At 67.1% G+C, this 21640-nt stretch carries 23 protein-coding genes; 20 read left to right on the top strand and 3 right to left on the bottom strand.

Annotated features, from left to right (window positions below; translation table 11 throughout):
- Positions 1-167 precede the first annotated feature (167 nt).
- From BIV57_RS24775 to ku, 17 genes are all read left to right on the top strand, one after another.
- Positions 168-332, top strand: coding sequence for a hypothetical protein (locus BIV57_RS24775; RefSeq protein ID WP_175548617.1), 165 nt, complete (start codon positions 168-170; stop codon positions 330-332).
- A gap of 165 nt (positions 333-497) precedes the next feature.
- On the top strand, positions 498-767 hold the full coding sequence (locus BIV57_RS00625) for a hypothetical protein (RefSeq protein WP_071654575.1): 270 nt from the start codon (positions 498-500) through the stop codon (positions 765-767).
- 185 nt (positions 768-952) lie between these two features.
- A complete protein-coding gene (locus BIV57_RS23745; RefSeq protein WP_107409386.1) occupies positions 953-1282 on the top strand; it encodes a hypothetical protein in 330 nt (109 codons plus the stop codon).
- Positions 1279-2724 carry a C2 family cysteine protease gene (locus BIV57_RS00615; protein WP_071654574.1) on the top strand — a complete coding sequence of 482 codons (1446 nt, stop codon included), beginning with the start codon at positions 1279-1281 and terminating at the stop codon, positions 2722-2724. Before BIV57_RS23745 ends, BIV57_RS00615 begins: the two co-directional genes overlap by 4 nt.
- Positions 2721-3131, top strand: a complete 411-nt coding sequence (locus tag BIV57_RS00610) for a hypothetical protein (protein WP_071654573.1) — start codon at positions 2721-2723, stop codon at positions 3129-3131. The genes BIV57_RS00615 and BIV57_RS00610 overlap by 4 nt, the downstream gene beginning before the upstream one ends.
- Positions 3132-3903: 772 nt before the next feature.
- The gene (locus tag BIV57_RS24770) at positions 3904-4065 is read left to right on the top strand and encodes a hypothetical protein (RefSeq protein ID WP_175548616.1); all 162 of its coding nucleotides are present in this window, start codon (positions 3904-3906) and stop codon (positions 4063-4065) included.
- A 45-nt stretch (positions 4066-4110) separates the two neighbouring features.
- On the top strand, positions 4111-4668 hold the full coding sequence (locus tag BIV57_RS00605) for a lasso peptide biosynthesis protein (protein ID WP_079169889.1): 558 nt from the start codon (positions 4111-4113) through the stop codon (positions 4666-4668).
- Positions 4669-4733: 65 nt separating this feature from the next.
- Positions 4734-5360: a JmjC domain-containing protein gene (locus BIV57_RS23265; RefSeq protein WP_079169888.1), complete on the top strand. Its 627-nt coding sequence runs from the start codon at positions 4734-4736 to the stop codon at positions 5358-5360.
- A 65-nt stretch (positions 5361-5425) separates the two neighbouring features.
- Positions 5426-5716, top strand: coding sequence for a PqqD family peptide modification chaperone (locus BIV57_RS00595; RefSeq protein ID WP_071654570.1), 291 nt, complete (start codon positions 5426-5428; stop codon positions 5714-5716).
- 34 nt (positions 5717-5750) lie between these two features.
- Complete coding sequence (locus tag BIV57_RS00590; RefSeq protein ID WP_071654569.1) at positions 5751-8879, top strand: alpha-mannosidase; 3129 nt, start codon at positions 5751-5753, stop codon at positions 8877-8879.
- Positions 8880-9042: 163 nt separating this feature from the next.
- On the top strand, positions 9043-10686 hold the full coding sequence (locus BIV57_RS00585) for an ATP-binding cassette domain-containing protein (RefSeq protein WP_175548615.1): 1644 nt from the start codon (positions 9043-9045) through the stop codon (positions 10684-10686).
- On the top strand, positions 10679-12478 hold the full coding sequence (locus BIV57_RS00580; protein ID WP_079169886.1) for an ABC transporter ATP-binding protein: 1800 nt from the start codon (positions 10679-10681) through the stop codon (positions 12476-12478). Before BIV57_RS00585 ends, BIV57_RS00580 begins: the two co-directional genes overlap by 8 nt.
- Positions 12475-13071, top strand: coding sequence for a flavoprotein (locus BIV57_RS26695; RefSeq protein ID WP_071654566.1), 597 nt, complete (start codon positions 12475-12477; stop codon positions 13069-13071). The genes BIV57_RS00580 and BIV57_RS26695 overlap by 4 nt, the downstream gene beginning before the upstream one ends.
- A 198-nt stretch (positions 13072-13269) precedes the next feature.
- Positions 13270-14946 carry an asparagine synthase-related protein gene (locus tag BIV57_RS00570; protein ID WP_175548614.1) on the top strand — a complete coding sequence of 559 codons (1677 nt, stop codon included), beginning with the start codon at positions 13270-13272 and terminating at the stop codon, positions 14944-14946.
- A 467-nt stretch (positions 14947-15413) separates the two neighbouring features.
- Positions 15414-16808: a hypothetical protein gene (locus BIV57_RS00565; protein ID WP_245797362.1), complete on the top strand. Its 1395-nt coding sequence runs from the start codon at positions 15414-15416 to the stop codon at positions 16806-16808.
- A gap of 79 nt (positions 16809-16887) precedes the next feature.
- The gene (locus BIV57_RS00560; protein WP_071654563.1) at positions 16888-17073 is read left to right on the top strand and encodes a hypothetical protein; all 186 of its coding nucleotides are present in this window, start codon (positions 16888-16890) and stop codon (positions 17071-17073) included.
- 80 nt (positions 17074-17153) lie between these two features.
- On the top strand, positions 17154-17996 hold the full coding sequence (gene ku / locus BIV57_RS00555; protein ID WP_071654712.1) for a non-homologous end joining protein Ku: 843 nt from the start codon (positions 17154-17156) through the stop codon (positions 17994-17996).
- Positions 17997-18061: 65 nt separating this feature from the next.
- On the opposite strand, the gene BIV57_RS00550 is transcribed toward ku, so the two are convergent.
- The 3 genes from BIV57_RS00550 to BIV57_RS00540 all read right to left on the bottom strand — a co-directional run bounded on the left by BIV57_RS00550 (position 18062) and on the right by BIV57_RS00540 (position 19500).
- Positions 18062-18253 (bottom strand): YegP family protein, encoded by a 192-nt coding sequence (locus BIV57_RS00550; RefSeq protein WP_071654711.1) that lies wholly within the window; start codon positions 18251-18253, stop codon positions 18062-18064.
- Positions 18254-18407: 154 nt separating this feature from the next.
- Complete coding sequence (locus tag BIV57_RS00545; protein ID WP_071654562.1) at positions 18408-19106, bottom strand: hypothetical protein; 699 nt, start codon at positions 19104-19106, stop codon at positions 18408-18410.
- Complete coding sequence (locus BIV57_RS00540; protein ID WP_139275349.1) at positions 19093-19500, bottom strand: hypothetical protein; 408 nt, start codon at positions 19498-19500, stop codon at positions 19093-19095. The genes BIV57_RS00545 and BIV57_RS00540 overlap by 14 nt, the downstream gene beginning before the upstream one ends.
- Before the next feature lie 148 nt (positions 19501-19648).
- On the opposite strand from BIV57_RS00540, the gene BIV57_RS00535 reads away from it, so the two are divergent.
- From BIV57_RS00535 to BIV57_RS00525, 3 genes are all read left to right on the top strand, one after another.
- On the top strand, positions 19649-19987 hold the full coding sequence (locus BIV57_RS00535; protein WP_139275347.1) for a hypothetical protein: 339 nt from the start codon (positions 19649-19651) through the stop codon (positions 19985-19987).
- Positions 19988-20037: 50 nt separating this feature from the next.
- A complete protein-coding gene (locus tag BIV57_RS00530) occupies positions 20038-20328 on the top strand; it encodes a hypothetical protein (protein ID WP_071654559.1) in 291 nt (96 codons plus the stop codon).
- Between the two features lie 155 nt (positions 20329-20483).
- Positions 20484-21470, top strand: a complete 987-nt coding sequence (locus tag BIV57_RS00525; protein ID WP_071654710.1) for an ATP-dependent DNA ligase — start codon at positions 20484-20486, stop codon at positions 21468-21470.
- Positions 21471-21640: the final 170 nt, after the last annotated feature.

Raw genomic sequence — 21640 nt, 5'->3', positions numbered from 1 at the left:
TCCGACCCGATCCGGCCGCCCCGCACCAAGTACTGCTCTGACCTAGGCAGTTGCTCCGGATTATCCGCCGATCCGGATCCCATGTCTTGTGCCGGTCCGCCTCGGCAACGGTGGCCGAGGTCGCTTCGTCCGGCGCGGCCTACCCTCTCGGGAAGAAGGATCCACATATGGACATCCAATGGGCAGCGGCGCTCCTGTTCGGCCCGGTGATCCTTGCACTCTCCGCTGTAGTCATCAGTATCTTGGCGCTCAGGGGCACCGCGTCGAAGGACCGGGCTGGCATCCTGCGCGCGGTCGCCGAATTGGTTCGGGGCCTGCGCGGCCGCCCATGATTCCGGTGGGCCGCGTGTGCGCCGACGCAGCGGATGGAGGCCTAGCGCTTCGTGTGCTCGACACGATCAGGTGAGGGCCGGCCCGCCGCGGACTGGCCGCGGCCCGCAGCGGGAAGGCCGACACCACTGACCTGCCGCACCGTCAGAACCCGGGGGAGACCTGCCGTGAGCCGACCCGCCGACAGCCCGCTGTCCGCGTTCCAGGCCAGCGCCGCGCTCGGCCGCCACGCCGCCTCCCGGGCGGTGACCCTGTTGGAGGAGGCGGCCCGGCATCCCGCCGGCTCGCCGGCCCGCACGGGGCTGGCCGCCGAGGCGGGCGCCTGGGCCCAACTGCGCGCCGCCGAGGCGACGCTGATGCTTGCGGTGCGCAGCCAGGCTCTGGAGGCCGGCCTGGAGAACGTCGCCCTGGCCCTGGACCAGCGTCCCGCGCCGTGAGGTATCCGGCTGGCGCCCGCGGCGCGCGAGCGGGAGTTGACGCCGGGGCGGCCGAAAGCCTCGAACGGCACGCGTTGTGAGCTTGGGCCGGGCGGCTTCCCGGGGAGGCGGTGACGGGTCCATGTCGACTCGGTTCGGTCATCGGTTAGCCTGCCGGGACGGCGACGGGCGCGATGGTGCGGGGGATGCGGATGCGGATAGCCGAGGGCGGCGGAGAGACGCCCGAGCAGAAGAAGCAGCGGGCCCGCCGCCTGCAGCACCATGCCACCCGGGCCCGCCGCCTGGCTGCCAGCCTCGGCGGCTACCTCGACGGGGAGGCCAAGGCCGCCGCAGAGAGGCCCGCGATCTGGCTCGGGCCCTACGCCGAGCAGACCACCGCCCAACTGCACGGCCAGGCCAAGACGCTGCGGCAGATGGCCGATGCCCTGCGCGCGGACGCCGCCCGCTGGGACCGGGCCGCCGAGGACCTGCTCCACCAGGCCGCGGCCGACGCCAAGCACCCGAGCCGCGCATGAGCGGCGACCACGGCAGCGGCACGGTCGGCTTCAATCTCCCCAAGGTGAAAGCGCTCGCCGGCCGGATGGACGCCGCCGCGCCCGGCGCCCACCACCTGCACACCCAGCTCGCCCAGGTGTTGCTGGACGCCCACACCGACCTCGCCGGCGACGCCGCGACCACCGACCCCCATCTCCTGCAGATCCTGCAGAGCTACGGAACCGGCCGGTCCGGTGGCCTGCCCGGCCGTCTGAACCGCGAGCTCACCGAGACGGCCGCCTCCATGCGGCGGCGCTGCACGCAGATGGAGGGCCTGAACAAGCTGAAGCTCGCCGGCTGGCCGGTGGATCCGAGCATGGCGTTCCTGGACGAGAAGCCCCCGGACCCGAAGAAGATCGAGAAGGCGTTGGAGGCGATCCGCCACCACGAGGGCCAGTACGCCCCGCAGGACGCCGGCCCCCAGCTGCCGTTCGGCGGCCGCAACGTCTACAACGACCTGCACGGCCTGACCGGCGCCGAGCTCGACCTCGTGCTGAAGAAGCTGACGCCGGCCGACTACCTGGCCATCAAGGGCCAGGTGACCGGCAACCACATCGACGCCAACCTCCGTATGGACCTCGGCAGTCTGATCATGGGGAGGGCCACCGGCCCGGCCGCCGCCCGCGCGCTGAAACAGCTGCCGATGCTGCAGCCGGCCACCGCCGCGGGCGCGCACTACACGCTGGTGACCGGGCCGCTGTTCGGTGCCGGCAACCCTGCCCTGGACCTGGCGCAGCGCGAGGCGGACGACTGCTGGGCGCTGGCCGGCGTCGGCGCGGTCGCCCAGACCGACCCCACCTTCCTCCAGCAGCACATCCACACGAACGACAACGGGAGCTACACCGTCACCCTGTACCAGGGCGGGCACCCGGTGCAGGTCACCGTCGACGGCCAGTTGCCGGAGAACGGCGACGGCACGCTGTATGACTACCCCGGGGTGAGCGGGCAGCGGGTGCTGTGGCCGGCGATCTACGAAAAGGCCCTCGCGCAGCTGCACGGCGGCTACCCGCAGTTGAAGGCCTCCACCGGCGCCGCCGGGTTGGAGAGCGCCTCCGGGTCCGCGGCGCGCACCCGCTCGCCAGGCGATGTGTCCCTGGCCCATCTGCAGGACCTTCTGGATCGCGGGCACGCGATCACCACCGGCAGCGTCCGCGATCCCAGCACCTTCACCTCGGTGCTGAACGCGCTGGGGCTGGAGGATCTGCCGCACACCATGGACGGCGGCCGGATCGCCCGCTCGCACGGGTACATCGTCACCGGCGTCCACGCCGACGGGCACCCGCCGATTGTCACGATGATCAACCCCTGGGGCCGCAAGGTGATCCTGAACCACAAGGTCGTGCCGCAGACCGTCACCCTGACGCAGGATCAGTGGCGGACGTATTTCAACGAGGTCGCCGACGTCCCCGGGGGTCGGCGATGACTGCCACGGGCACCGCGCCCCGCCGCCGGATTCGCCGGCTGCCGGCCGCGGCCCTGATCGTTGTGGTGCTGCTGGCCGGCACCTGGCTGGTGCTGCACCTGCGCGCCGAACGGACCGCGCCGCCGCTGGGCGCCCACGCCGCAGACGTGCACCGGCTGACCCAGAAGGTGCCGCCGATGCCCACCGCGATCGTCCACGGCATCGCCCTGACCTACGGCGGCGCCTCCCACGGCGCCGCCTCCATCGGCTTCGCCCCCCGCAGCGACCCGCAGGACTGGCACTGGCACACCGTCACGCTCCACCACCCCGCCACCGACCTGGGCGTGCGGGTGACGCTGCTGCACATCTGGGACCTGCCGGATGACCGCCACGACGCCGCCGACGTCCGCGTCGACCCCGCGCCGTAGCCGGCTGCGAGGCCGAGGCCGGCGGCACCACCACCGTGGACGCGACGCCGGCGGACGCTCTACTTGCCGCTCGGGGAGGGCCGGTTGGCATACTGCGCAGACGATCACCGACTCGAGGGGGCGTCAGGTGCCGGACCCGCTGGAGGACCTGGTCGGCGAGACGACGATTCCGCCGGGGGGTCTGGTACTCGGTCGGCATCCTGACCAAGCCGCCCATCCAACCGGCGTTGACCGCGCGCATGGAGCGCCTGGTCGAAGCCGGCATCCTGACCCGGACCGCGCCCTACCAGCAGGCATCGCCGATGGCGGCTGCCGCGGCACGGGCCTTCGCGTTCCGGACCGGCAAGCGTACGAACTCACCCGGCTGGAAGGCCGAGCACATCCGCGACCACCGTGGGGCCCGGCCCCGGCAAATGCACGCCAGCGCCCCTGAGTGGTTGCCGGCTGCGGGGCGATGGCGTCCACAACGCCATGCTCGGCACCGTTTGGCTGCACAAACTTGACCCTCGGCAGCTGACCGGCTGGCTGCCAATCCGCAGTTGGAGCTGGGACTCGCGCGGCCCGCTCGACGAACTGCCTGCTGAGTGTTAGTCAGATACCAGCAGTCTGTCGACGCTTGGAGCTATTCGGAATGGATACCACCGCTTAGGCGAGGACAGCCAAGAGTCTCATGCATGCCTATTGAAACAGCATGCAGCACTGGTTACGCTCGCGTTCGTACATGCAGCCTTCACCGTCTTGGCTCAACCGAGCCGAAGAGAGGGAGTCGCGTATGAGGTACATCGAAACCCCAACCAATCCGGCAGTGCCGATTGTGGTCGCCGAGGACGAGAAGCCCGATTTCGCACCTATTGGGAACCTTGAGTCCCTGGCGTACGGAATTGGAAGTGCTCAAGGTGAGAGCACCGGCAAGTTCTTCGGCAGCGGCTGCTAACAGCACGCCCCGATGAGTGACAGATAGTCTGGGAGAGGGGAATTTATGGGGAACGTCTCACTCGGGGAAATTGCTCAGCGATTCCCCTTTCCTGGCTGCAAAGGATCAAACATTTCTGACGCTGTCGCCGCCGCAATTTTCGGCATTGCACATAAGCCTGAGCAGGCGATCGTGGGATCCCGCGCAGCGTCGTGGAAGGCGGTTGCGGCGGTATTAGTCTGCAGGTTCCGAGGGCTTCAGGCTGCTATCCATCTCCTTGAGGCATCGGCTTCAAGACTGGATAGTGACTCGATCAGAATCGAGGATGCAAGGTGGGCTGCTAATCGCATTCGATTGAAGTTGCGTCGTGTTGTTGGCAGACAACGATGTCTCTATGAAGCGGTTGGTATCTGCGCCGGCTTGCGCAAGTTGGGCTTCGACGCCGTTCTGACCTTTGGGCACGCACTTAACGAGGGCTTCAGCGCTGGCCGAGGGGACGTGCACGCCTGGGTGACACTACGTTCCGACAGTACGCCGGTAGACACGCTGGCCAGTTATGACTACCTGTACTTTGTCATCGGGCGCTACCCGGAGGATGCCCCCTCGTCGGCGAAGGACTCCTGAGGGCGGGCCTCTGCGGAACGACGCGAGGGGGAATTGTGCAACCAAATGTAGATCGTGTTGACTGCATGGCCAAGGGCGTTTCGCTTGGCCAGTATTGGGGTGTTGGTTCCGTCTTGGCGAGTGTCTCGCAAAACCTCGGGGCGCTGGTGCAAGAAGTCACCTCGGAAGTTTTCTTGAAAGCGGCATTCCGCCACCCGTTCTGCAGCTATTACATCGGAGGTCGACGCCTCTCGCCGCGTGAGGCTCACTCGGCTTCCTCGATCGACAGGATGCTCAATGCAGGAGCAACTGTTGTTATGCAGCAAGCGCAGGACTATATTCCCGAACTCTCTCGTGTAAAGAATTGGGTTGATGCACGTGTAGGAATACCGTGCCGAATCACCGGTTTTTTCACGCCCGTCGGAAATCAGGGCCTTCCATGGCACCGTGACGAGCCTCACGTGTGCGCTATCCAGCTTGAAGGATTCAAGAGCTGGGAGATAGAGGATAAGTCGCCGACAACGGAGTGGGAAGCTGGCCCGCTTCCAGTCGACTTTCATCCTCGAGGTCAAGCCAAGGCGTATGAAATGCGCCCTGGGGATCTTATGTACGGCTCTCCCGGTGTTGCACATAGGACCGCTTCCGGCGGTGAACTGGAGAGCTTCCATGTTTCCATAATATTCCCAAATGACCGAATGGGCAATAGTGCATGATGAATACTTGATTCATTGGCTGCTTGGGTTCGCTTGGAATTCGATGAATTGATCTGGAGGAAGTCATGCACGATGAGATTCAGGTGCCTGAGTACGTAGCCTACACGCCCGGGCCCAATCCGGGCCAAGGCCTCCTTCTGGACCAAAGGGAATTCGAGGTGGTCCGCCTCAACGCTGCAGGCGAAGTGGCGTGGAAAGGGCTGGCGGCAGGCTCCCTCGGCCAGGCGGCCGCCTACTACGCCGAGCAGACTGGCCGCAACCCGGAGCGGGCCACGGCAGAGGTGGGAGAGTTCGCCGTCCGGCTTGCGGCGAAGGGGCTGCTAGTCCTCACGGGCAACGGAGCCGCGAACCTGTGAGGGCAGCTGTGCCAAGCGCTTGGAGTAGTGCTCAGTGATCCGTGATACATACGACCGTTTGGCCTGGGCGCTGGGGCAGACGGTGGGGGCGCCCATCATGCGGCACCGTACCCGGGCGGCACTGCCGCTGGTGGCATCCCGCCTCAAGGAGTCAGCGAACGCCAGTATCGCCGAGGTGCTCTCAGGGTCGTACGAGCCGATCAGCCCAGGTGGACCGTGGGGCCGTGCATGGAGTGACACCTGGTTCCGCTTCGACGGCTTCCTACCCAGAGCCTGGAACGGCGCTGACGTCGAAGCACACCTTGATCTGGGGTTCTCAACACGGTGGACGGGCCATCATCTTGAGGGCCTCGTCCACGGCGCCCGAGGCGACCTCATCAAAGGAATCTTTCCCGGTGTCGACTACGTCCCTATTGACGCCCGGGCTCTCGACGGAGATCGCATACGGTTGCACGTGCAGGCTGCAGCGCTACCGCTGTTTCCGAACGAGCCGACGCCGCTCGGTGACCCCGAGACTGCGCCGCCCGGAACCTTGTACCAGTTCCGACACGCCATCCTGCGACTTCTTGATCCTGAGGTAGTGGCGTTGTGGGACGACCTGGAGCTGGCATGTGGACTGATCCGCGAACTCGACGTCGCCGATCCCTGGCGCCAGTCGGTGGCCGAAGCAGTTTCTGCAGCCCTCACAGATCTGGACTTTGGTCAGATCCCAGCCACAGCTGGAGCTGCGCGCGAGCGACTCCGCTCATTGCATACTCGCTCGGAAGGGAGACCGGGACATTACACCCAGGCGGTCGTAGGGCACATCCACCTGGATGCGGCGTGGCTGTGGCCCGTGACCGAGACACGACGGAAAGCAGTCCGTATCTTCAGCCACCTGCTGTCGATCATTGAGGACTACCCCGAGCTCGTGGTGGCCTGCAGTCAACCTCAGGTCTTCTCCTGGCTCCAGGCTGATGCTCCTGAGGTTTTTGAAGCTGTCCGCAGAAAGATCGAACTAGGCGCCATCGTCCCAACGGGAGCGATGTGGGTCGAGGCGGACCTCAATCTGCCCTCCGGGGAGTCGCTGCTGCGTCAGATGGTCTACGGCCTGCGCTACTTCGAGGAGGAGTTCGACCTCACGGTCCGAGACGTCTGGCTGCCTGACTCCTTCGGCTTTCCTGGGTCCTTCCCGCAGATCGCCAAGGCGGCAGGGCTGCGCTTCTTCTTCTCCCAGAAGCTCTCATGGAACGAAGTGTCCACCCACCCCTACAGCACCTTCGACTGGGAAGGAATCGACGGGTCACGGTTGCTGACCCACCTGAGCCCCGCCGACACCTACAGCGGCGACCTGTCGCCGCATCAGGTCCTTCACACCTCGCGCCGGCACCACAGCTCCAGCCGATCTGCACGATCACTCACCCCGATCGGCTGGGCCGGAACGGGACCGACGCGCGAGGTGATGGAACGCTACCGTCGCCTCCGCGGTTCCCCCGGCACAGATCTGATCGAGGTTCAGGGCCCTAACGCGTTCTTCTCTGCGCTCGACGATGACCCCGCTCCCCGCCCGATATGGCGGGGTGAGCTGTACCTGGAGACCCATCGCGGTACCTACACCAGCCAGCACGTCGTCAAGACCGGGAACCGGGCCTGTGAACGGCTCCTGCACGATGCCGAGTACTGGTGCACGCTGGCAGCACTTGCTACAGACCGGGCATATCCCCACCAACGTCTAGAGAAGCTCTGGAAGTTGGTTCTGCTCCACCAGGCGCACGACATCGTGACTGGCACGGCCATCGCCTGGGTCCACCGCGATGCGGCGGCGGCGCATCAAGAGATCATCGCGGAACTGACCGAGATCGTCGAACAGGCGCAGCAGTCCGTCTCCGGCCCGGGCGCGACGACCCCGCATCTGGCCAACTCGGGCCCGCGGTCCACCCACGGCGTGGTCCTCGTCGACGGCAGATCGCTAAGCGGCCATGGGCGGGCTCCTAGGGCCGCCCAAGTCCTCCGCGATGGACGTTGGGCGCTTCCCGCGCGTGTTCCGGCATACACGGTGACCCCGTTGACTCGTGCGGTCGCGTCGGCTGGCGCCCCTGTCCGGGGAGGGCCGAGGTTTCTCGACAACGGCCTCCTCCGCATCGAGTTGAACGAGGTAGGCAACATCTGCTCGGTCTACGACTACACGACGCGGCGCGAGATCCTCACCCAGAATGGCGAGATCCGCCTGCTGGTGTTCCCGGACCTTCCGAACACCCACGATGCGTGGAACCTCGACGCTCACTACGATCACCTGGCTGGCACACCAGGCCGGTTGCAGTCCCTGCAGTTGCTTGAACCCGGACCCCTCGTGGCGGCGATCGAGGTCGTCCAAACGATCGGTTCCTCGCGCGTTACCCAGACAGTGATGCTGAGGTCCGCGAGCCGATCGGTCGATGTCGACCTGGTCATCGACTGGAACGAATACGACCGGATAATGCGGCTTTCGGCGCCCATCGACCTGCACACCGCCGAAGCAACCGCCGCTACCCAGTTCGGTCACATCACAAGGGACACGCACCGCAACACCGATCGCGACGCAGCCCGATTCGAGTCCGTCACCCAGGGCTGGATCCGCCTCACAGAGGCCGACTACGGCATCGCACTGATCACCCCGACTCTCTATGGGTTCAACGTGCGCCGCACACCATATCGAACCGGCGTGGCCAACGAGGTCGGTCTGTCGCTCCTGCGGTCCAGCCAGGTGCCGGACCCGGGGGCCGAACGCGGCCGCCACCTCCACCGATACAGCCTGATGCCTGGAGCTACGATCCAGGACGCCGTAACCGCCTGGTACAACCAGGCGCACCCATTGAGCTGCTTTGCCAGTGCAGCCGAAGAGCACGCCCTGGTCACGGCCATCGGTCCGACGGTCGTCGAGACCATCAAGATGGCCGACGATGCATCAGGGGACGTTGTCGTGCGCCTGTACGAGAGCACCGGCGGTCGCACTGCGACCACTGTCGCCGTGGCCTTCCCGGTCGGGGGAGCCTGCCTTGTGAATGCCCGGGAAGCACCCGTGCCCTCCGGCCGCCTGGCCCGTGCAGGGCACGGGTTGTTCACGATTACCCTGAGGCCTTTTGAGATCGTCACCATGCGTCTCATGCGAGGCCCTGCAACCTCGACCGTCCAGGGACGGGACTGATGCCTCCATGCTGAGCCTCCTGCGATTCGCATTCCGCCGCCGCCCGCGATTGACGTGCTCTCTTGTAGTCCTCAGTATTCTGGGCGGAGGCCTGGCCGCAGCCGAGCTCTTGCTTCTGGGCCAGGCCGTAGCCGCAGTCGCCGGCGCGAGCCACACAGGTTCAATGTCTGGTGCATGGGGCCCGGTGATCGGCCTGTCTGTCGTCCTGGTCTGCCGATGCATGCTGCCGCCTGCCAGCGACTGGGTTGCCGAGGTTCTTGTCGGGCGCCTCGATGACGATGTCAGCCGTACGATCACTGGATCGCTCCTTGCGGCATTCAACCTGTCGACCCTCGAGGACTCCGCGGTTCAGGACCAGTTGGCCCAGGCCCGAGGCATGAACGGTCTTCCGGTACCGCATGCCGTTCGCATTGCCGCAATGGGCCTGCAGAGCCGTCTTGCAGCGCTTGGCTCACTCATTCTGGTTGCGTTCTACCTGTCCTGGTGGAGCGCGATTCTCCTGGTCGCCGCCCTGGCTCTGGCCTCCCAGGTGCTGGCCGCCGCGTGGCGTGTGGAGTTCCGCTCATGGCCGGACCAGGCCGAGGCCCAACGCCAGGCCTCCTACTTCTTCGAACTTGGCATGGGCGAGGCAGCCAAGGAAGTACGTGTCTTCGGCCTGGCCACCTGGTTGCGAGAAAGCCACCTCGACCAGTGGATGCAGGCCATGCGGCCGGTGTGGCACGCACGTCGACGCACTCGAATCCGAGCGTTCCTGGCTGTGATCCCCCTTGCCGGTTCGATCTCCGCGGTCCTGCTGTACCTGATCTCGCAAGTGCGCGGCGGACACGTCGATATTGCCGCTGCCACCTCGTCCGCAGCGGCAACGCTCGCAGTCCTGGCGGCCCTCAGCCCACACCTCACGGTCCTAGCACAGCGCGGCGCCCGGACCCTGGAGGCCCTGGATGCCATACCCGAGTCCGTCGCACCGGACGCCGCCGCTCCATCGCCGTTGTCCCAGCTGCAGACCGGCCACCCACACACCATCCGATTGCACCAGGTCAGCTACCGCTATCCAGGACAAGACCGCGATGCTCTGACCGACCTCGACCTTGAGATCCGCGCCGGAGAATCCTTCGCCCTCGTCGGCGTGAACGGTGCCGGCAAAAGCACATTGGTCAAACTTCTCACCGGAATGATCAGCCCGACCAGCGGACAGATCACCATCGACGGAATCGACCTTGCGCGTCTTCATCTGCCGCAGTGGCACACGCAGATCGCCGTCGTCATGCAGGACTTCCTGCGACTGCCGCTCACGGCATCCCAGAACGTCGCCATCGGCCACCAGCCACCCCACGACATCCGCGCCATGGATCAGGTTGCCGAACGCGCCGCCTTCGACGGCATCGTTCGGGACCTGCCCAACGGCTGGGACACGCCACTGGACCGCAACCAAGACGGCGGCACCGATCTGTCCGGCGGCCAATGGCAGCGCCTGGCCCTGGTCCGCGCCCTTTGGGCCGCCGAGCAGGGCGCGAGCCTCCTGATCTTGGACGAACCCGCAGCCGCACTCGACATCCGCGCCGAAGCCGAACTCGTCGGACGATTCCTCGATCTGGCTGCCGGCCTCACGACCCTGACCATCTCGCACCGCTTCTCGGTCGTCCGCGGCGCGGACCGCATCGGCGTCCTCGACGGCGGAAGGATTGTCGAGTCAGGTACACACGACACCCTGCTGCGGCTGGACGGCCGCTACGCCGCCATGTTCCGTGCCCAAGGCAGTCTCTACCTCACCGACGCGGACAACCCGCCGGAGCCCAACGATGGCTGACACCACACCAGGACGGATCGCCACTACCCGCACGATGCTCGCGCTGCCATTCCGGGCCGCCCCGCTGATGGCCACCACCCAGTCAGCCCTCATGGTCGCCCAAGCGCTCGCCGCACTCGGCCAAGCATTCGGCGTCAAGGTTCTCGTCGACGCCGTCACGGGCGACGGATCAACGTCCCTCGCCTTCGCCCTTCTGATCGCCGCCACCTGCGCCACCTTGCTGTTCGAGGTCGCCGGGACAGCGCTGTGGGCAACCCTCAACGAGCGGATGGACTCCTACATCCAGCAGCGCGTCCTGACCCTCACCACAGCCGTGCCGCACATCGCCCACCACGAAAGGCCCGACCTGGCCGACCGCATCTCGATGATCCGCGGAAATCTGGGCGAGCTTCAAAACTCGGTCACCTTCGTCGTCGACGGCCTCAACATGCTCGTGTCAGGCATCGCCGTCCTCGCCGTTCTGACCACGGTCCACCCCCTGGTCCTGCTCCTGCTGGTCCTCGCGGGACTCCGCGTCTGGGCCTCGGGACGAGGAGCACGCGGGATCCTGACCGCTACCGAAAAGTCCCAGGCAAAAACCCGCCTCGCGGGCCAGCTGGAGGAAATCGCGGCCGCGCCTCGTTACGCGACGGAGGTCCGGGTCAGCGGGCTGGCCGCCACCTTGTTGGACCGCATTCTGACCCTCAGAGCCGAGGCCCGTCGCGAGACAGAACGCGCCGCTGCGCGCGGACTTGCCCTTCGGCTCGCAACCGGCCTCGCCTACGGCTTGGCCTACGGCGGCATCCTGACTTTCATCATGAACCGCGCCATCCACGGGCACGGATCGGTCGGCGACGCAGCCTTGGTTCTTCTCCTGAGCGTCCAGTTGGAAGGACTAGCCCAAGGAGTCGCCGGCCAGGCCCGAGGCATGGCGGGCACTCTACGTGTCGTCGCCCACTTGATGTGGCTGACCGAGTACTCCGGCCAAGAGCAGGCACACATCGCGCACGGCAGCCCGCCAGCGTCGCTCCACCGGGGCATCGAACTGCGCGGCGTCACCTTCGCCTACCCCGGAGCCGCCACCCCGACGCTCCGTGACATCAACCTGACCCTCCCCGCAGGATCGGTGATAGCGCTGGTCGGCGAGAACGGAGCGGGAAAGAGCACGCTGGTGAAGTTGCTGTGCGGCCTGTACCCGCCTACCGCCGGCGAGATTCTCATCGACGGTCAGAGGCTCACCGATATCGCCCCCGATGCCTGGCGCACTCGTGTCACCGCCGTCTTCCAGGACGCCGTCCGCTACAAGCTACCCGTCACCGATGCCGTAGGAATCGGCCTGCTCGACGACCGGCAGGACATCCAGGCGGTACATGCCGCCCTGCATCGTGTCGATGCCGAGCGGATGATCGACAGCCTGCCGCGTGGCCTCGAGACCCGTCTCGGGAAGGGATTCGCCGGAGCCGTCGATCTGTCAGGCGGTCAGTGGCAGCGCTTGGCGTTGGCTCGATCAGCAATGCGCCGCGACCCACTGCTGCGGGTCCTGGACGAACCTACATCTGCCATCGATCCGGAGAGCGAAGTGGCTCTGGTCCGCCAGTACACCCGCGGCGACATCCAGGGAAGCGCCAACGGTGTGACCGTGCTCATCACCCATCGCCTGTCCTCGGTCCACCTGGCCGACCTGATCGTTGTCCTGGACAACGGCCGCATCGCTGAGGTCGGAGCCCAGCAGGACCTCATTGAGGGCAGTGGCATCTTTGCGGAGCTGTTCGATCTGCAGACCGCAGCCTATCGGACGGGAGAGCCAGGATGACGACACCTCGGACCGCCCCAGTCCTTGGCATCCAACGCCTCCTCTGGATCGTCAGCGGGTCATCCACAGCAAGCGGGACACCGTTTTGGCTGAGCTGGTTCCGCACACACCTCACAGACATCGACCTGCAGATCGTGCTGACCCGGAGTGCGATGCCATTCGTCGCACGCCACGACCTGCAGCGACAACCCGGAACCCGAGTTGTCCTCGACGATTGGGAGTCAGACGGGCATGCTAAACATGTTGAGTTCTCCGAGTGGGCTCAGGCAATTCTGATCTACCCGGCGACATTCCACTACACCGCCCGCCTGGCCCTCGGATTGGCTGACACCCCATCACTACTGGCTGCGCAATGCACTTCCGCCACTATTGCCGTGGCGCCCTCACTCCCGCCTGGCGGTTCCCAAAGCAGTGCCTACCAGCAACATCAGGAGTCATTGACCGCTCGGAAGAACATCGTACTTGTGCCGCCAAGACCAGGCGCCAGTCTCACAACTGGCCGCCAAGACGCTTGGGTTCCACCGCCCCTTCCTGAGGTTCTCCAGCAACTAGAGAGCCACCGGACTTGGGCAGCAAGAGCAAATCTCGGATAGTCGCAGCATTTAACTGGAAAAGGGTGAATTGCGGTGTATTACCCAGCAATGACGGGATGGTTTTCCCTTGACAGAAAGTCCCTGAAGGGGCAATCCATCGCTTTCAGGACCGAATCCTCAGGATATCCCTCTCGTGGAGAGTGGGATGATCCCACGAGCGGTCCTTTCGGTGCTGAGCTACCGTGCCGTGACGTACTCGTGCAGGGCTGGCTGCACTATTCATCGGCGAATGATCAGGATCGTCACGACCGCCTTGCAGTGATGGGACAGATGAGGTCAGATGACCGAAGTCGTCGATCGCACGATGAACTGATCGACCGTCTGGACCGGGGGAATCTGACTTCGTTCCCAAGCATTGAAGGAGAGTTCTGTGCAGCGCATGTAGACCGAAATGGTGAAACGGCGACACTGTATCGAAGCATCACCAGCCCATGGCCGCTATATTATCGACTCACCTCGAATGCTCTAGTCTGGTCAACCGACCCCACTTTCACCTACCCGCGCGACGAAATCGGCAAATTTATCGACTCGGACTCGCTCCCGTCACTGTTGTTCCAGAGCCGATATGACTCCTACATGCGCGACGTCAGCTTGGTTGAGCCCGGCCAGGCCGTTGAACTCACACCGACGGGCCTCCGTAAGACATACCTGGATCAAATCTATCTTCAGAATCCCACCGGAGCATCCATCGACGAGGTAGCAAGGGATTTGGAAGAGCATGTGTCTCGTGCCGTCGGGTCACTCGGACAGCAGGGACGCACAGCAGTCGCGCTCAGCGGTGGCATCGACTCCTCAGTTGTACTCTCCGAAGCCGTCCGCCACTCCAGAGATATATCGGCATATCACTTTACGATGCAACAATCCGATGTTCGAGCCGACCTAGCCTCGGCTAGACAGGCGGCGAAGGAATATTCGGCCAACCTGGTCGAAGTTGATCTAAGCGATCTTACCGGACCTGATGGAGCATACGTGCTCTGCGGCAAGGAATGTGTAGCCTACCACCCACACCTTGGGCCTGAGCGAGCTCTCCTGCGCGCTGCAGCCGACAGCTCTCATTCTCCAGTCTCCATGCTTACGGGTCTACTGAGTGATGACCTGTTCGGTGGGGCAGCGGCAGACTGTATATCTTTCAACCCGTTGAGCTTGGACACGGTTTGGAACGGGGCCAGGCGACTCATTGCTGCGCGCAGCAGGTTTGGGCGTCGCATCGCACGCAGTGTGGCTAGAGGTATTATGCGCCCTTCATTTGGAATCCTTCCGATCACGCTGCCGTATCTTGAAACTTTTGGTGGCTCACTGATCCCCGACGAAGCCCGAGAAGAGGCTGTCCTCCACAGCCTGGATTCCGCAAAAAAAGTGGAGGAGCGACTGCACGGCGGGCAGGTGCAGTTCTCTAGATCGGATCGACTTCGCGCCTCGGCGCTCAGTGTTGTCGCCCTAGAAATGAACTCACTTGTCATTGGATCGGCAATCCAAGAACGCGAGATCCCATCTTCGAGCGCATGGCTGATGCCGTTTGCAGACCGACGACTGGTCGAGTATTGCTTGTCGATACCCCATGAGTACCGATCAGGCGAGGTGATGGGAGATCGAATCGAGAAACTGATCTGGCGCTACGCCTTCTTGTCGCGCGCCCCCAAGGCGGCTGTTCGACAGCAGCTCGGAAATGTGATCAACATAGCAAATAACGCCTTCGTGGAGAATAATGTGGGTCCTATATCCTCGATACTTAACTCGGACAGCCTCCTTCACGCTGCAGGTGCGCTGGATGGAAATGAGGCTGTTAAGGTCCTTCGCAACCCAATTTTGAGAGCAAATTATGGATCTGGACTACTTCAGGCTTACCGAATGGAATGCTGGTTGCGACGGCTCTAGCCTCCGGCCGGTTCGCCCCGGGGCCCCATCTCGACGTGCGGCAATCAAGGAGGTGCGGGCGTGTCCATCGATGATCCGGAGTTTGCAGAGGGCCGCCTGCTGGTGCGGTCAGCGGCGAATGGATGCGGGTGCGCCCGACGTCAAGGTGGGCAGGCCGTTCTGACGCGCCGGGTGATCTTCACAAGCGTGTGGGGTCCGCCCGCCGGATCCTGTGGGCGCGAGGTCGGCTTACCCGGCTTCGGGCCGGCGGGGGACACGCATCCGTCACCGATGGTGCCACAGGGACAGGACACGCAGATCGGCCACCACCCGCCAGAGCGCGGCCAGGTGCGGGTGAGCCGCTTGCCCAAGTCCCGCGAATGGATGGACAGTTGAAGTAGTACTAGTCGACTCCGCTTAGTTGCTGTATCCCTGAAATCAAAGTGCTGCAAATGCTTGCAGCACTATCCTCTAGAGGGAGCAGCACTGTGGTGTTCCGAGAGGTTCCTCTGGCGAACGGCCTGCGCACCGACCACCCCGTGCCGGGCCTGCCGTTTGTCGACGACTCCCACATCCCCCTGCCGGACCCCGAGGCCATCGAGGCCGTAGGCCGCCACAAGGGCCAGGGCATGTGGGGCCGCTACGACGACATCCACGATGCCGGCTGGCACGCCTTCACCACCGACCCGATCCGCCACGACCTGGGATGGTCGATCCGCCACCACCCCGAGCACGGCACCAGCGTGTGGCTGATGCGCGACGAGGACATCTCCACCATGCACTACCACTGGTCCAAGGCCCTGCTCTACCGCGCCGGCGGCTACTGGTTCGACGGCGCCCGCTGGTACCGGCCCCGGCAGGTGTGGGACCCGGCCAGCGACGACCACGAGCACCGCCCCGCCACCGCCGCGGTCACCGTCACCGCCGCCGACCTGCTGGACCGCGCCGCCGACGCCGACCGCGCCTGCACCATCAAGATCGCCAACTTCGCTGCGGACGCCCACCTCGACGGCCAGTGGAACGACCACCTGGCCCTGTGGGCCCGGCTGCGCATGCAGCGCAAGGACTCCCGCCCGCTGGATGCGTGCGCGGTCAACCTCGCCACCCCGGAACTGGCGGCCGACCAGATGCTCGGCATGCCGCAGTTCGCCGAACGCGCCCACCTGGCCGCCTCCACCCTGCGCGGCTACCTCGCCCGCAACCAGGGCGATCTGCCCATGCCGCAGGCCGAGATCGGCTCCCGCGCCGTATGGGCCAGGGCCGTCGTCGAGGACTGGATCGAGGCCCGCCACCGCTCCACCGACAGCGTCATGGCCGCCATGGGTGCCGGCGACCCCCACCAACTCCCGCCCGGCGCCGCCGCCCTGCGCGACCGCCTCGCGCAGTCCTTCACCCGCCAGCTGTGGGACCGCCAGGAGGTCCGCAAGCGCTGGGCACTGCGCCACCGCACCGAGCCGGCCGTCACCGAGGTCGCCGAGCAACTCGCCTGGAGCGTGGCCAGCGACCTGAAGCACATCGTGCCCACCGAGCCGCTGTCGGCCACGATGCGGCACGCCGTCCTGGACGCCTTCAGCACCTACTCCACCCTCAGGAAGTCCGCCGCCGTCCGCGCCCACCTGGAGGGCGAGGAGTCCGACGCCGACGACTGGCCGATCCTTGCCCTCGGCATCCCAATCGCCCAGATGCTGGACTGGATGATCCGCCACTATCCCGACACGGCCCAAGCCACCATCGGCGAGATCCAGTTCGAAGCCAACCGGCGCTGGGGCCTCCCGGCCGCACACACGGCGCGCGCCATCCGCCGCTCGCTGGAGTTGGACTCGAAACTGGACGAAGACATCCTGCGGGACTTCCTGGACCGGGTTTTGCCCCGTACCCGGTGACCGAGCAACCGCCCGGGCGGCGGCACCCGATCCTGCCGCCCAGGCCCCGCCCCCGACCAAGCCGAGAGGAAGGCCGGACATGGGCAGCAACGCAAACGTCTACCGTCGGATGGGCACCGACGCCCTCAAGCAGGGGAACAGCGGCTACAGCACTGCCGCCGCGGACCTCGCCGGCCGCGGGTGGGACCCCAAGCTGGTGGACGCCGGGCACGGCCAGATCGACCTCATGCGCGCGGAACTCCAGCGGCGCGGCGAGCTCGCCTGACGCAGCCCGGCGGCCGCGCCGATCGGTGCCCGGCCGCCGCCCGGATGCGCGGCGTGCTCGCGGGAGCCAGCATGGGATTCATGCCCGCAACGATCTTCAAGGGGAGCATCGCTTTCGGCCTCGTCAGCGTGCCTGTACAGCTGATCGCAGCCGCCGAATCGAAGCAGGTCACTCTGCACCAGGTGCACAAGGCGGACGGCGGCCGGGTGCGGAACAAGAAGATCTGTGAGCGGGATGAGAAAGAGCTGGCCAACGATGAGATCGCCAAGGCGTACACGGCTCCCGATGGGCAGGTCGCAGTCCTGACGGACGAGGATTTCGATCATCTTCCGCTCCCGTCGGCCCACGAGATCGCCCTGGAGCGATTCGTGGCGGTCGACGAGATCGATCCGGCGATGTGGTCGACGGCCTATCTGGCGGAGCCTGAACCGAAGCGTCCCGGCAAGCCTTACGTGCTGCTAAGGGACGCCCTTGCGGAGGCCGGTGTCGTGGGCATCGCACGGGTGGCGCTGCGGACGAGGGAGAGCCTGTGTGCGGTCAGGGCCATGGGGGAGCTCTTGGTTGTCCAGTTGCTGCGGTGGCCTGACGAGGTCCGGGACCGGTCGGGGATGCACGTCCCGGACGACACGCTGCACCGCAACGAGCTCCGCATGGCGATGGATCTGATCAAGGGCATGTCGCGCGACTTCAGCATGGACGATCTGCCGCCGGACCACTACCGCGAGGCGCTGGAGCAGCTTGTCGAGGCGAAGCTCGACGACGCCCCGCTGCCCGAGACGCCGAGTGCCGAGGCGCAGGGCGGTCAGGTCATGGACTTGATGGACGCACTGAAGAAGTCCGTGGCGGAGACGAAGGACGGCTCCGGACCGAAGAAGAAGACGCCAGCGAAGAAGACGGCGGCAAGGAAGCGGAAGGCGTCGTAGTCGCAGGCGCCATCACGCGACGACGCCCCGGCCGCAGCGGCTGGGGCGTCGGGGAACGGTCGCCGTCAGTGTGCCGTCTCTGCGACTTCCTTGACCTCGGCATCAGGCGCGTTCTTCTTGATCGAATCGATGCCGTTCAGGCACGCCGCCTTGGAGTTGTATGCCTCGCCGACCGCGATGATCTCTCCATTGCCTGCCTTGAGACGGAAGCGGTAGTGCCCGGACTTGTCGGTGTAGACCTCGAACTTCCCTGCCATGATCACTCCTTGATCGATCCTGGTCCCACCCGCATCGCGAAGGTAGGCACCGCCGCGCGGCGAGCGCTTGCGGACCAGGGCCGGACGGGCGATCCACGGCCCGGCGCCAGCGACCCGGGCGGTCGCCCTTCAACCGGGGCCGGGCCCGCCGCAGTCACCCGTGCTCGGCCCGAGACAGAGCACCTCCGTCTTCGCGCTCGGAAGCCGTGCGCGGCAGCGCCTCCGCCTTGCCGTTGGCGCCGGGCAGCAGAAGGCGGACGGTGCGCTCCCGGGTCGCGCGTCCGCGGCCGGCGATGTGGACGTTGGCAGAGCGGCCGGTCAGCTGTCCCCAGCCTCGGCCGAGGCCCTGCCAGACCGGCTCCGACACCCACCCGTTGAGGGCGGCTCCGGGCCAGGCCCCGTCGACGAGCAGGGCGCAGTTGGTGCGGCGCAGGACGGCGCCGATGCGGCGCGCGGTCTCCTCGCCCACCGCCGGGGGCGGTCCGAGGAGGATCAGGTCGACGCCTCCGGCGAGCGCGGCAATGATCTCCGGCCACTGCTCGGCGGGTTCGTCGACGAGCAGCAGCCGATGGATGCAGCTGGCGGTGGCGGCGTGGTCGACGGCGAGCAGCCCCAGGTCGGGCATGGCGACGACACCGGCCCATCCGTGGTCGCCGAGGGCGGCGGCGGCCAGGGCGACCAGCAGGGCGCGGTCACGGACGGCGGTGGCCGCGCCGACCGGCAGGCCGTCGGGCAGCACGCCGCGCAGCAGCTCGGGGACCGGCAGGCCCGGCGGCGGATCCTGGCGATGGCGGGTGGCCTCCTGCGCCTCGGCGATGCGGGCCTGCAGCTCCTGGACGTCAACGGCGGCCATCGGCGCCCCCTGCGGTGCGCGGGCGGCGCCAGGCCGGCACCTGTTCAGCGGCCCGGCGCGGCCGCGGGTCGGGCGCGCGCAGCGCCTCGACCAGGGCGTCGATCTCGGTGAGCCGGGCGGCGGCCTGCTTGCCGAGGAGCTCGTACAGGACGCGGCCGTGCTCGATCTCGCGCGGCTGCAGGTTGCCGCCGAGGTCCTCGGGCAGCTGGCTCCAGCCGTCGCGCAGGCCGGCCAGGATGCCGATGGTGGTCTTGCGGGCGATGTGGGCGGCCAGGAGGGCGTCGCGGCCGGGGCGGGCGCCGGCGGGGATGAGGCTGCACAGGTAACCGAAGGCCGCGTCCCGCCACCCAGGGGTCTCGGGCTGGGGCACCTGCTGCGGCCAACGATCTTTCATGGTGGCCATGCTGCCACGTGTTCGAATTTATGTTCGACCCGGTGAGCGGACCTTTGTCACAGGCGCGCGGTAACCTCCCCACGCCGCCGACAGCGCCTCGGACGCCGTCTGCCCCACGAACGGGTGATGCCGTGCGCGGCTGCTGGTGATGGATGATGCCGGAGTGGACATGGACGGCGACCGGTGGGAGCGGCTCGCCGCAGCCGGTTCCCGCGTCCGCGCCGTCCTCCTCCGCGCCGACGCCGTCCTTGCCCGCCTCCGCGGCGAGGCACCACCGGTCATCGAGTACATCGGCGGCAGCCTGGACGGCCGCCGCTGCGTGGTTCCGCACGATGCGACGCTGCTGCCCGAGGTCCGGCATGCCACCGGCGTCGCCGACACCGACGACCCCTGGCCGGCCCCGACCGCCGTCGACGTCTACGCCCTCGACCTCGCCGACGGTGCGCCCGCCTACCGCCTGGTCCGGACCGAGGGCCCCTGCGCCTGACACCGCCGCGCCTGCCCACGCGTGTCCGAGGAGGGTCGTAGCCTGCCGCCGTGCCCGAGACAGATGATGTTGACTTCCCGCAGGAGCTGATCGACGCCCAGCGCACCTGGAACCAAGCGATCCAGACGGCGAGGGACTTCGCCGATGCGCACCGCGGTCCCGACGCCCCCTGGGGCGAAGCGGAGCGCGCCGAGTGGAAGAAGATCCAGCAGGACCAGGTGGAGGCGACGCTCGCCCTCCGGAAGGTCCGCGCCGGCACCGACTACGACACCTATCTGATGCGGCAGAAGCTCAAGGATCACGTTCACGCGGTGGACGGCACCACATCGGCCGAGGCGTAACCGGGCCGGAGGCCTGCGCGCTCCAGGAGCACCCGCTCCAAGGCGTCGCCGCGGGGGCGGGGTTTGCTCATGGTGTGCGGGAGCGCCTGCGGGGTGGATGCCGGACGGCCGCCCTGCGGATGCGCGGGCCGGCCGCCGCGGCCCAGGGTGGCGCTGTGCCCCTGGACCCGCCGCTCGAGCCGATGCTCGCCGCCGACCGCGGCGAGCTGCCCGCCGACGGCGCCCTTGCCGGCGGCCTGAGGTTCGAGCAGAAGGTCGACGGCTTCCGCGCCATCCTGTTCGCCCGGCCCGGCCGGGTGCTGCTGCACTCCCGCCAGGGCAAGGACCTGACCGAGGCCTTCCCCGACCTCGCGGCCGCCGCCGCCCGTCTTCGCGAACCGGTGGTCCTCGACGGCGAGCTGGTGGTCTACCACGACGGCCGCCTCGACTTCGCGCAGCTGCAGCAGCGCGCCCGCCGCAGCGCCCGCACCGCCACCCGGGCCGCAGCCGCGCACCCGGCCGCGCTCATCTGCTTCGACGTCCTCGAGCACGCCGGCACCCCGCTCCTTGCCCGGCCCTACCACGAGCGCCGCACCCTCCTGGAGGACCTGTTCGCCCGCCGGATCCTCACCCCGCCCTTCACGCTGTGCCCGGCCACCGCCGACCGGGAGCTGGCCCGCGAGTGGCTGGACCCGGCCTGGGGCGCGGTCGGCATCGAGGGCGTGGTCGCCAAGGGCGCCGAGCAGCCCTACCGGCCCGGCGCCCGCGGCTGGTTGAAGATCCGCAGCCGGTCGAGCGCCGAGGCCCTGATCGCCGGCACCACCGGCAGCCGGAGCGCACCGGCGAGTCTGCTGGTGGCCCGCTACGACGACACCGGCCGGCTGCGCCTGGTCGCCCGCACCACGCCGCTTCCTCCCGCCGCGCGCCGCGACCTCGGCGCCCGCCTGACGCCGGCCGGCGCCGAGCACCCCTGGCACGGACGGCACTTCTCCGCGGGTTGGGGCGGACGCGGCGAGCTTGAGGTGGACTTGGTCCGGCCCGAGCTGGTCGCCGAGTTCCTCGCCGACACCGCGAACGATGCCGGCCGCTACCGGCACCCGGTCCGCTTCCAACGGCTGCGCGAGGACCAACTCCCTGATCAAGTCGCCCGCTTCGACTCCTGAACCGCATCTGGGCCGGCGCCGCCGGCCCGGGCAGGGAGTGGCTGGACGCCGATGAGCAGGCCGCCGCCTTCGCCGACCTCCACGGCGGCGGCGAGGCGCCCGAGGACGCCCCGGAGCTGGCTAGGCCGCAGCGCACCTGGGGAACACCCAAGGCCGCCTCAGCACCCTGC

It is taken from the genome of Mangrovactinospora gilvigrisea (assembly GCF_001879105.1).
GTDB classification, from domain to species: domain Bacteria; phylum Actinomycetota; class Actinomycetes; order Streptomycetales; family Streptomycetaceae; genus Mangrovactinospora; species Mangrovactinospora gilvigrisea.
The sequence above is the reverse complement of the archived record's forward strand: the minus strand, read 5'-3'. Positions and strand labels throughout refer to the sequence as shown.

Bases quoted from the DNA above. Each gene is read 5' to 3' on its own strand.
- BIV57_RS24775 (WP_175548617.1), top strand. From the start codon at position 168: ATGGACATCCAATGGGCAGCGGCGCTCCTGTTCGGCCCGGTGATCCTT.
- BIV57_RS23745 (WP_107409386.1), top strand. From the start codon at position 953: ATGCGGATGCGGATAGCCGAGGGCGGCGGAGAGACGCCCGAGCAGAAG.
- BIV57_RS00615 (WP_071654574.1), top strand. From the start codon at position 1,279: ATGAGCGGCGACCACGGCAGCGGCACGGTCGGCTTCAATCTCCCCAAG.
- BIV57_RS00610 (WP_071654573.1), top strand. From the start codon at position 2,721: ATGACTGCCACGGGCACCGCGCCCCGCCGCCGGATTCGCCGGCTGCCG.
- BIV57_RS24770 (WP_175548616.1), top strand. From the start codon at position 3,904: ATGAGGTACATCGAAACCCCAACCAATCCGGCAGTGCCGATTGTGGTC.
- BIV57_RS00605 (WP_079169889.1), top strand. From the start codon at position 4,111: ATGGGGAACGTCTCACTCGGGGAAATTGCTCAGCGATTCCCCTTTCCT.
- BIV57_RS23265 (WP_079169888.1), top strand. From the start codon at position 4,734: ATGGCCAAGGGCGTTTCGCTTGGCCAGTATTGGGGTGTTGGTTCCGTC.
- BIV57_RS00595 (WP_071654570.1), top strand. From the start codon at position 5,426: ATGCACGATGAGATTCAGGTGCCTGAGTACGTAGCCTACACGCCCGGG.
- BIV57_RS00585 (WP_175548615.1), top strand. From the start codon at position 9,043: ATGTCTGGTGCATGGGGCCCGGTGATCGGCCTGTCTGTCGTCCTGGTC.
- BIV57_RS00580 (WP_079169886.1), top strand. From the start codon at position 10,679: ATGGCTGACACCACACCAGGACGGATCGCCACTACCCGCACGATGCTC.
- BIV57_RS26695 (WP_071654566.1), top strand. From the start codon at position 12,475: ATGACGACACCTCGGACCGCCCCAGTCCTTGGCATCCAACGCCTCCTC.
- BIV57_RS00560 (WP_071654563.1), top strand. From the start codon at position 16,888: ATGGGCAGCAACGCAAACGTCTACCGTCGGATGGGCACCGACGCCCTC.
- ku (WP_071654712.1), top strand. From the start codon at position 17,154: ATGCCCGCAACGATCTTCAAGGGGAGCATCGCTTTCGGCCTCGTCAGC.
- BIV57_RS00550 (WP_071654711.1), bottom strand. From the start codon at position 18,253: ATGGCAGGGAAGTTCGAGGTCTACACCGACAAGTCCGGGCACTACCGC.
- BIV57_RS00545 (WP_071654562.1), bottom strand. From the start codon at position 19,106: ATGGCCGCCGTTGACGTCCAGGAGCTGCAGGCCCGCATCGCCGAGGCG.
- BIV57_RS00540 (WP_139275349.1), bottom strand. From the start codon at position 19,500: ATGAAAGATCGTTGGCCGCAGCAGGTGCCCCAGCCCGAGACCCCTGGG.
- BIV57_RS00535 (WP_139275347.1), top strand. From the start codon at position 19,649: ATGGATGATGCCGGAGTGGACATGGACGGCGACCGGTGGGAGCGGCTC.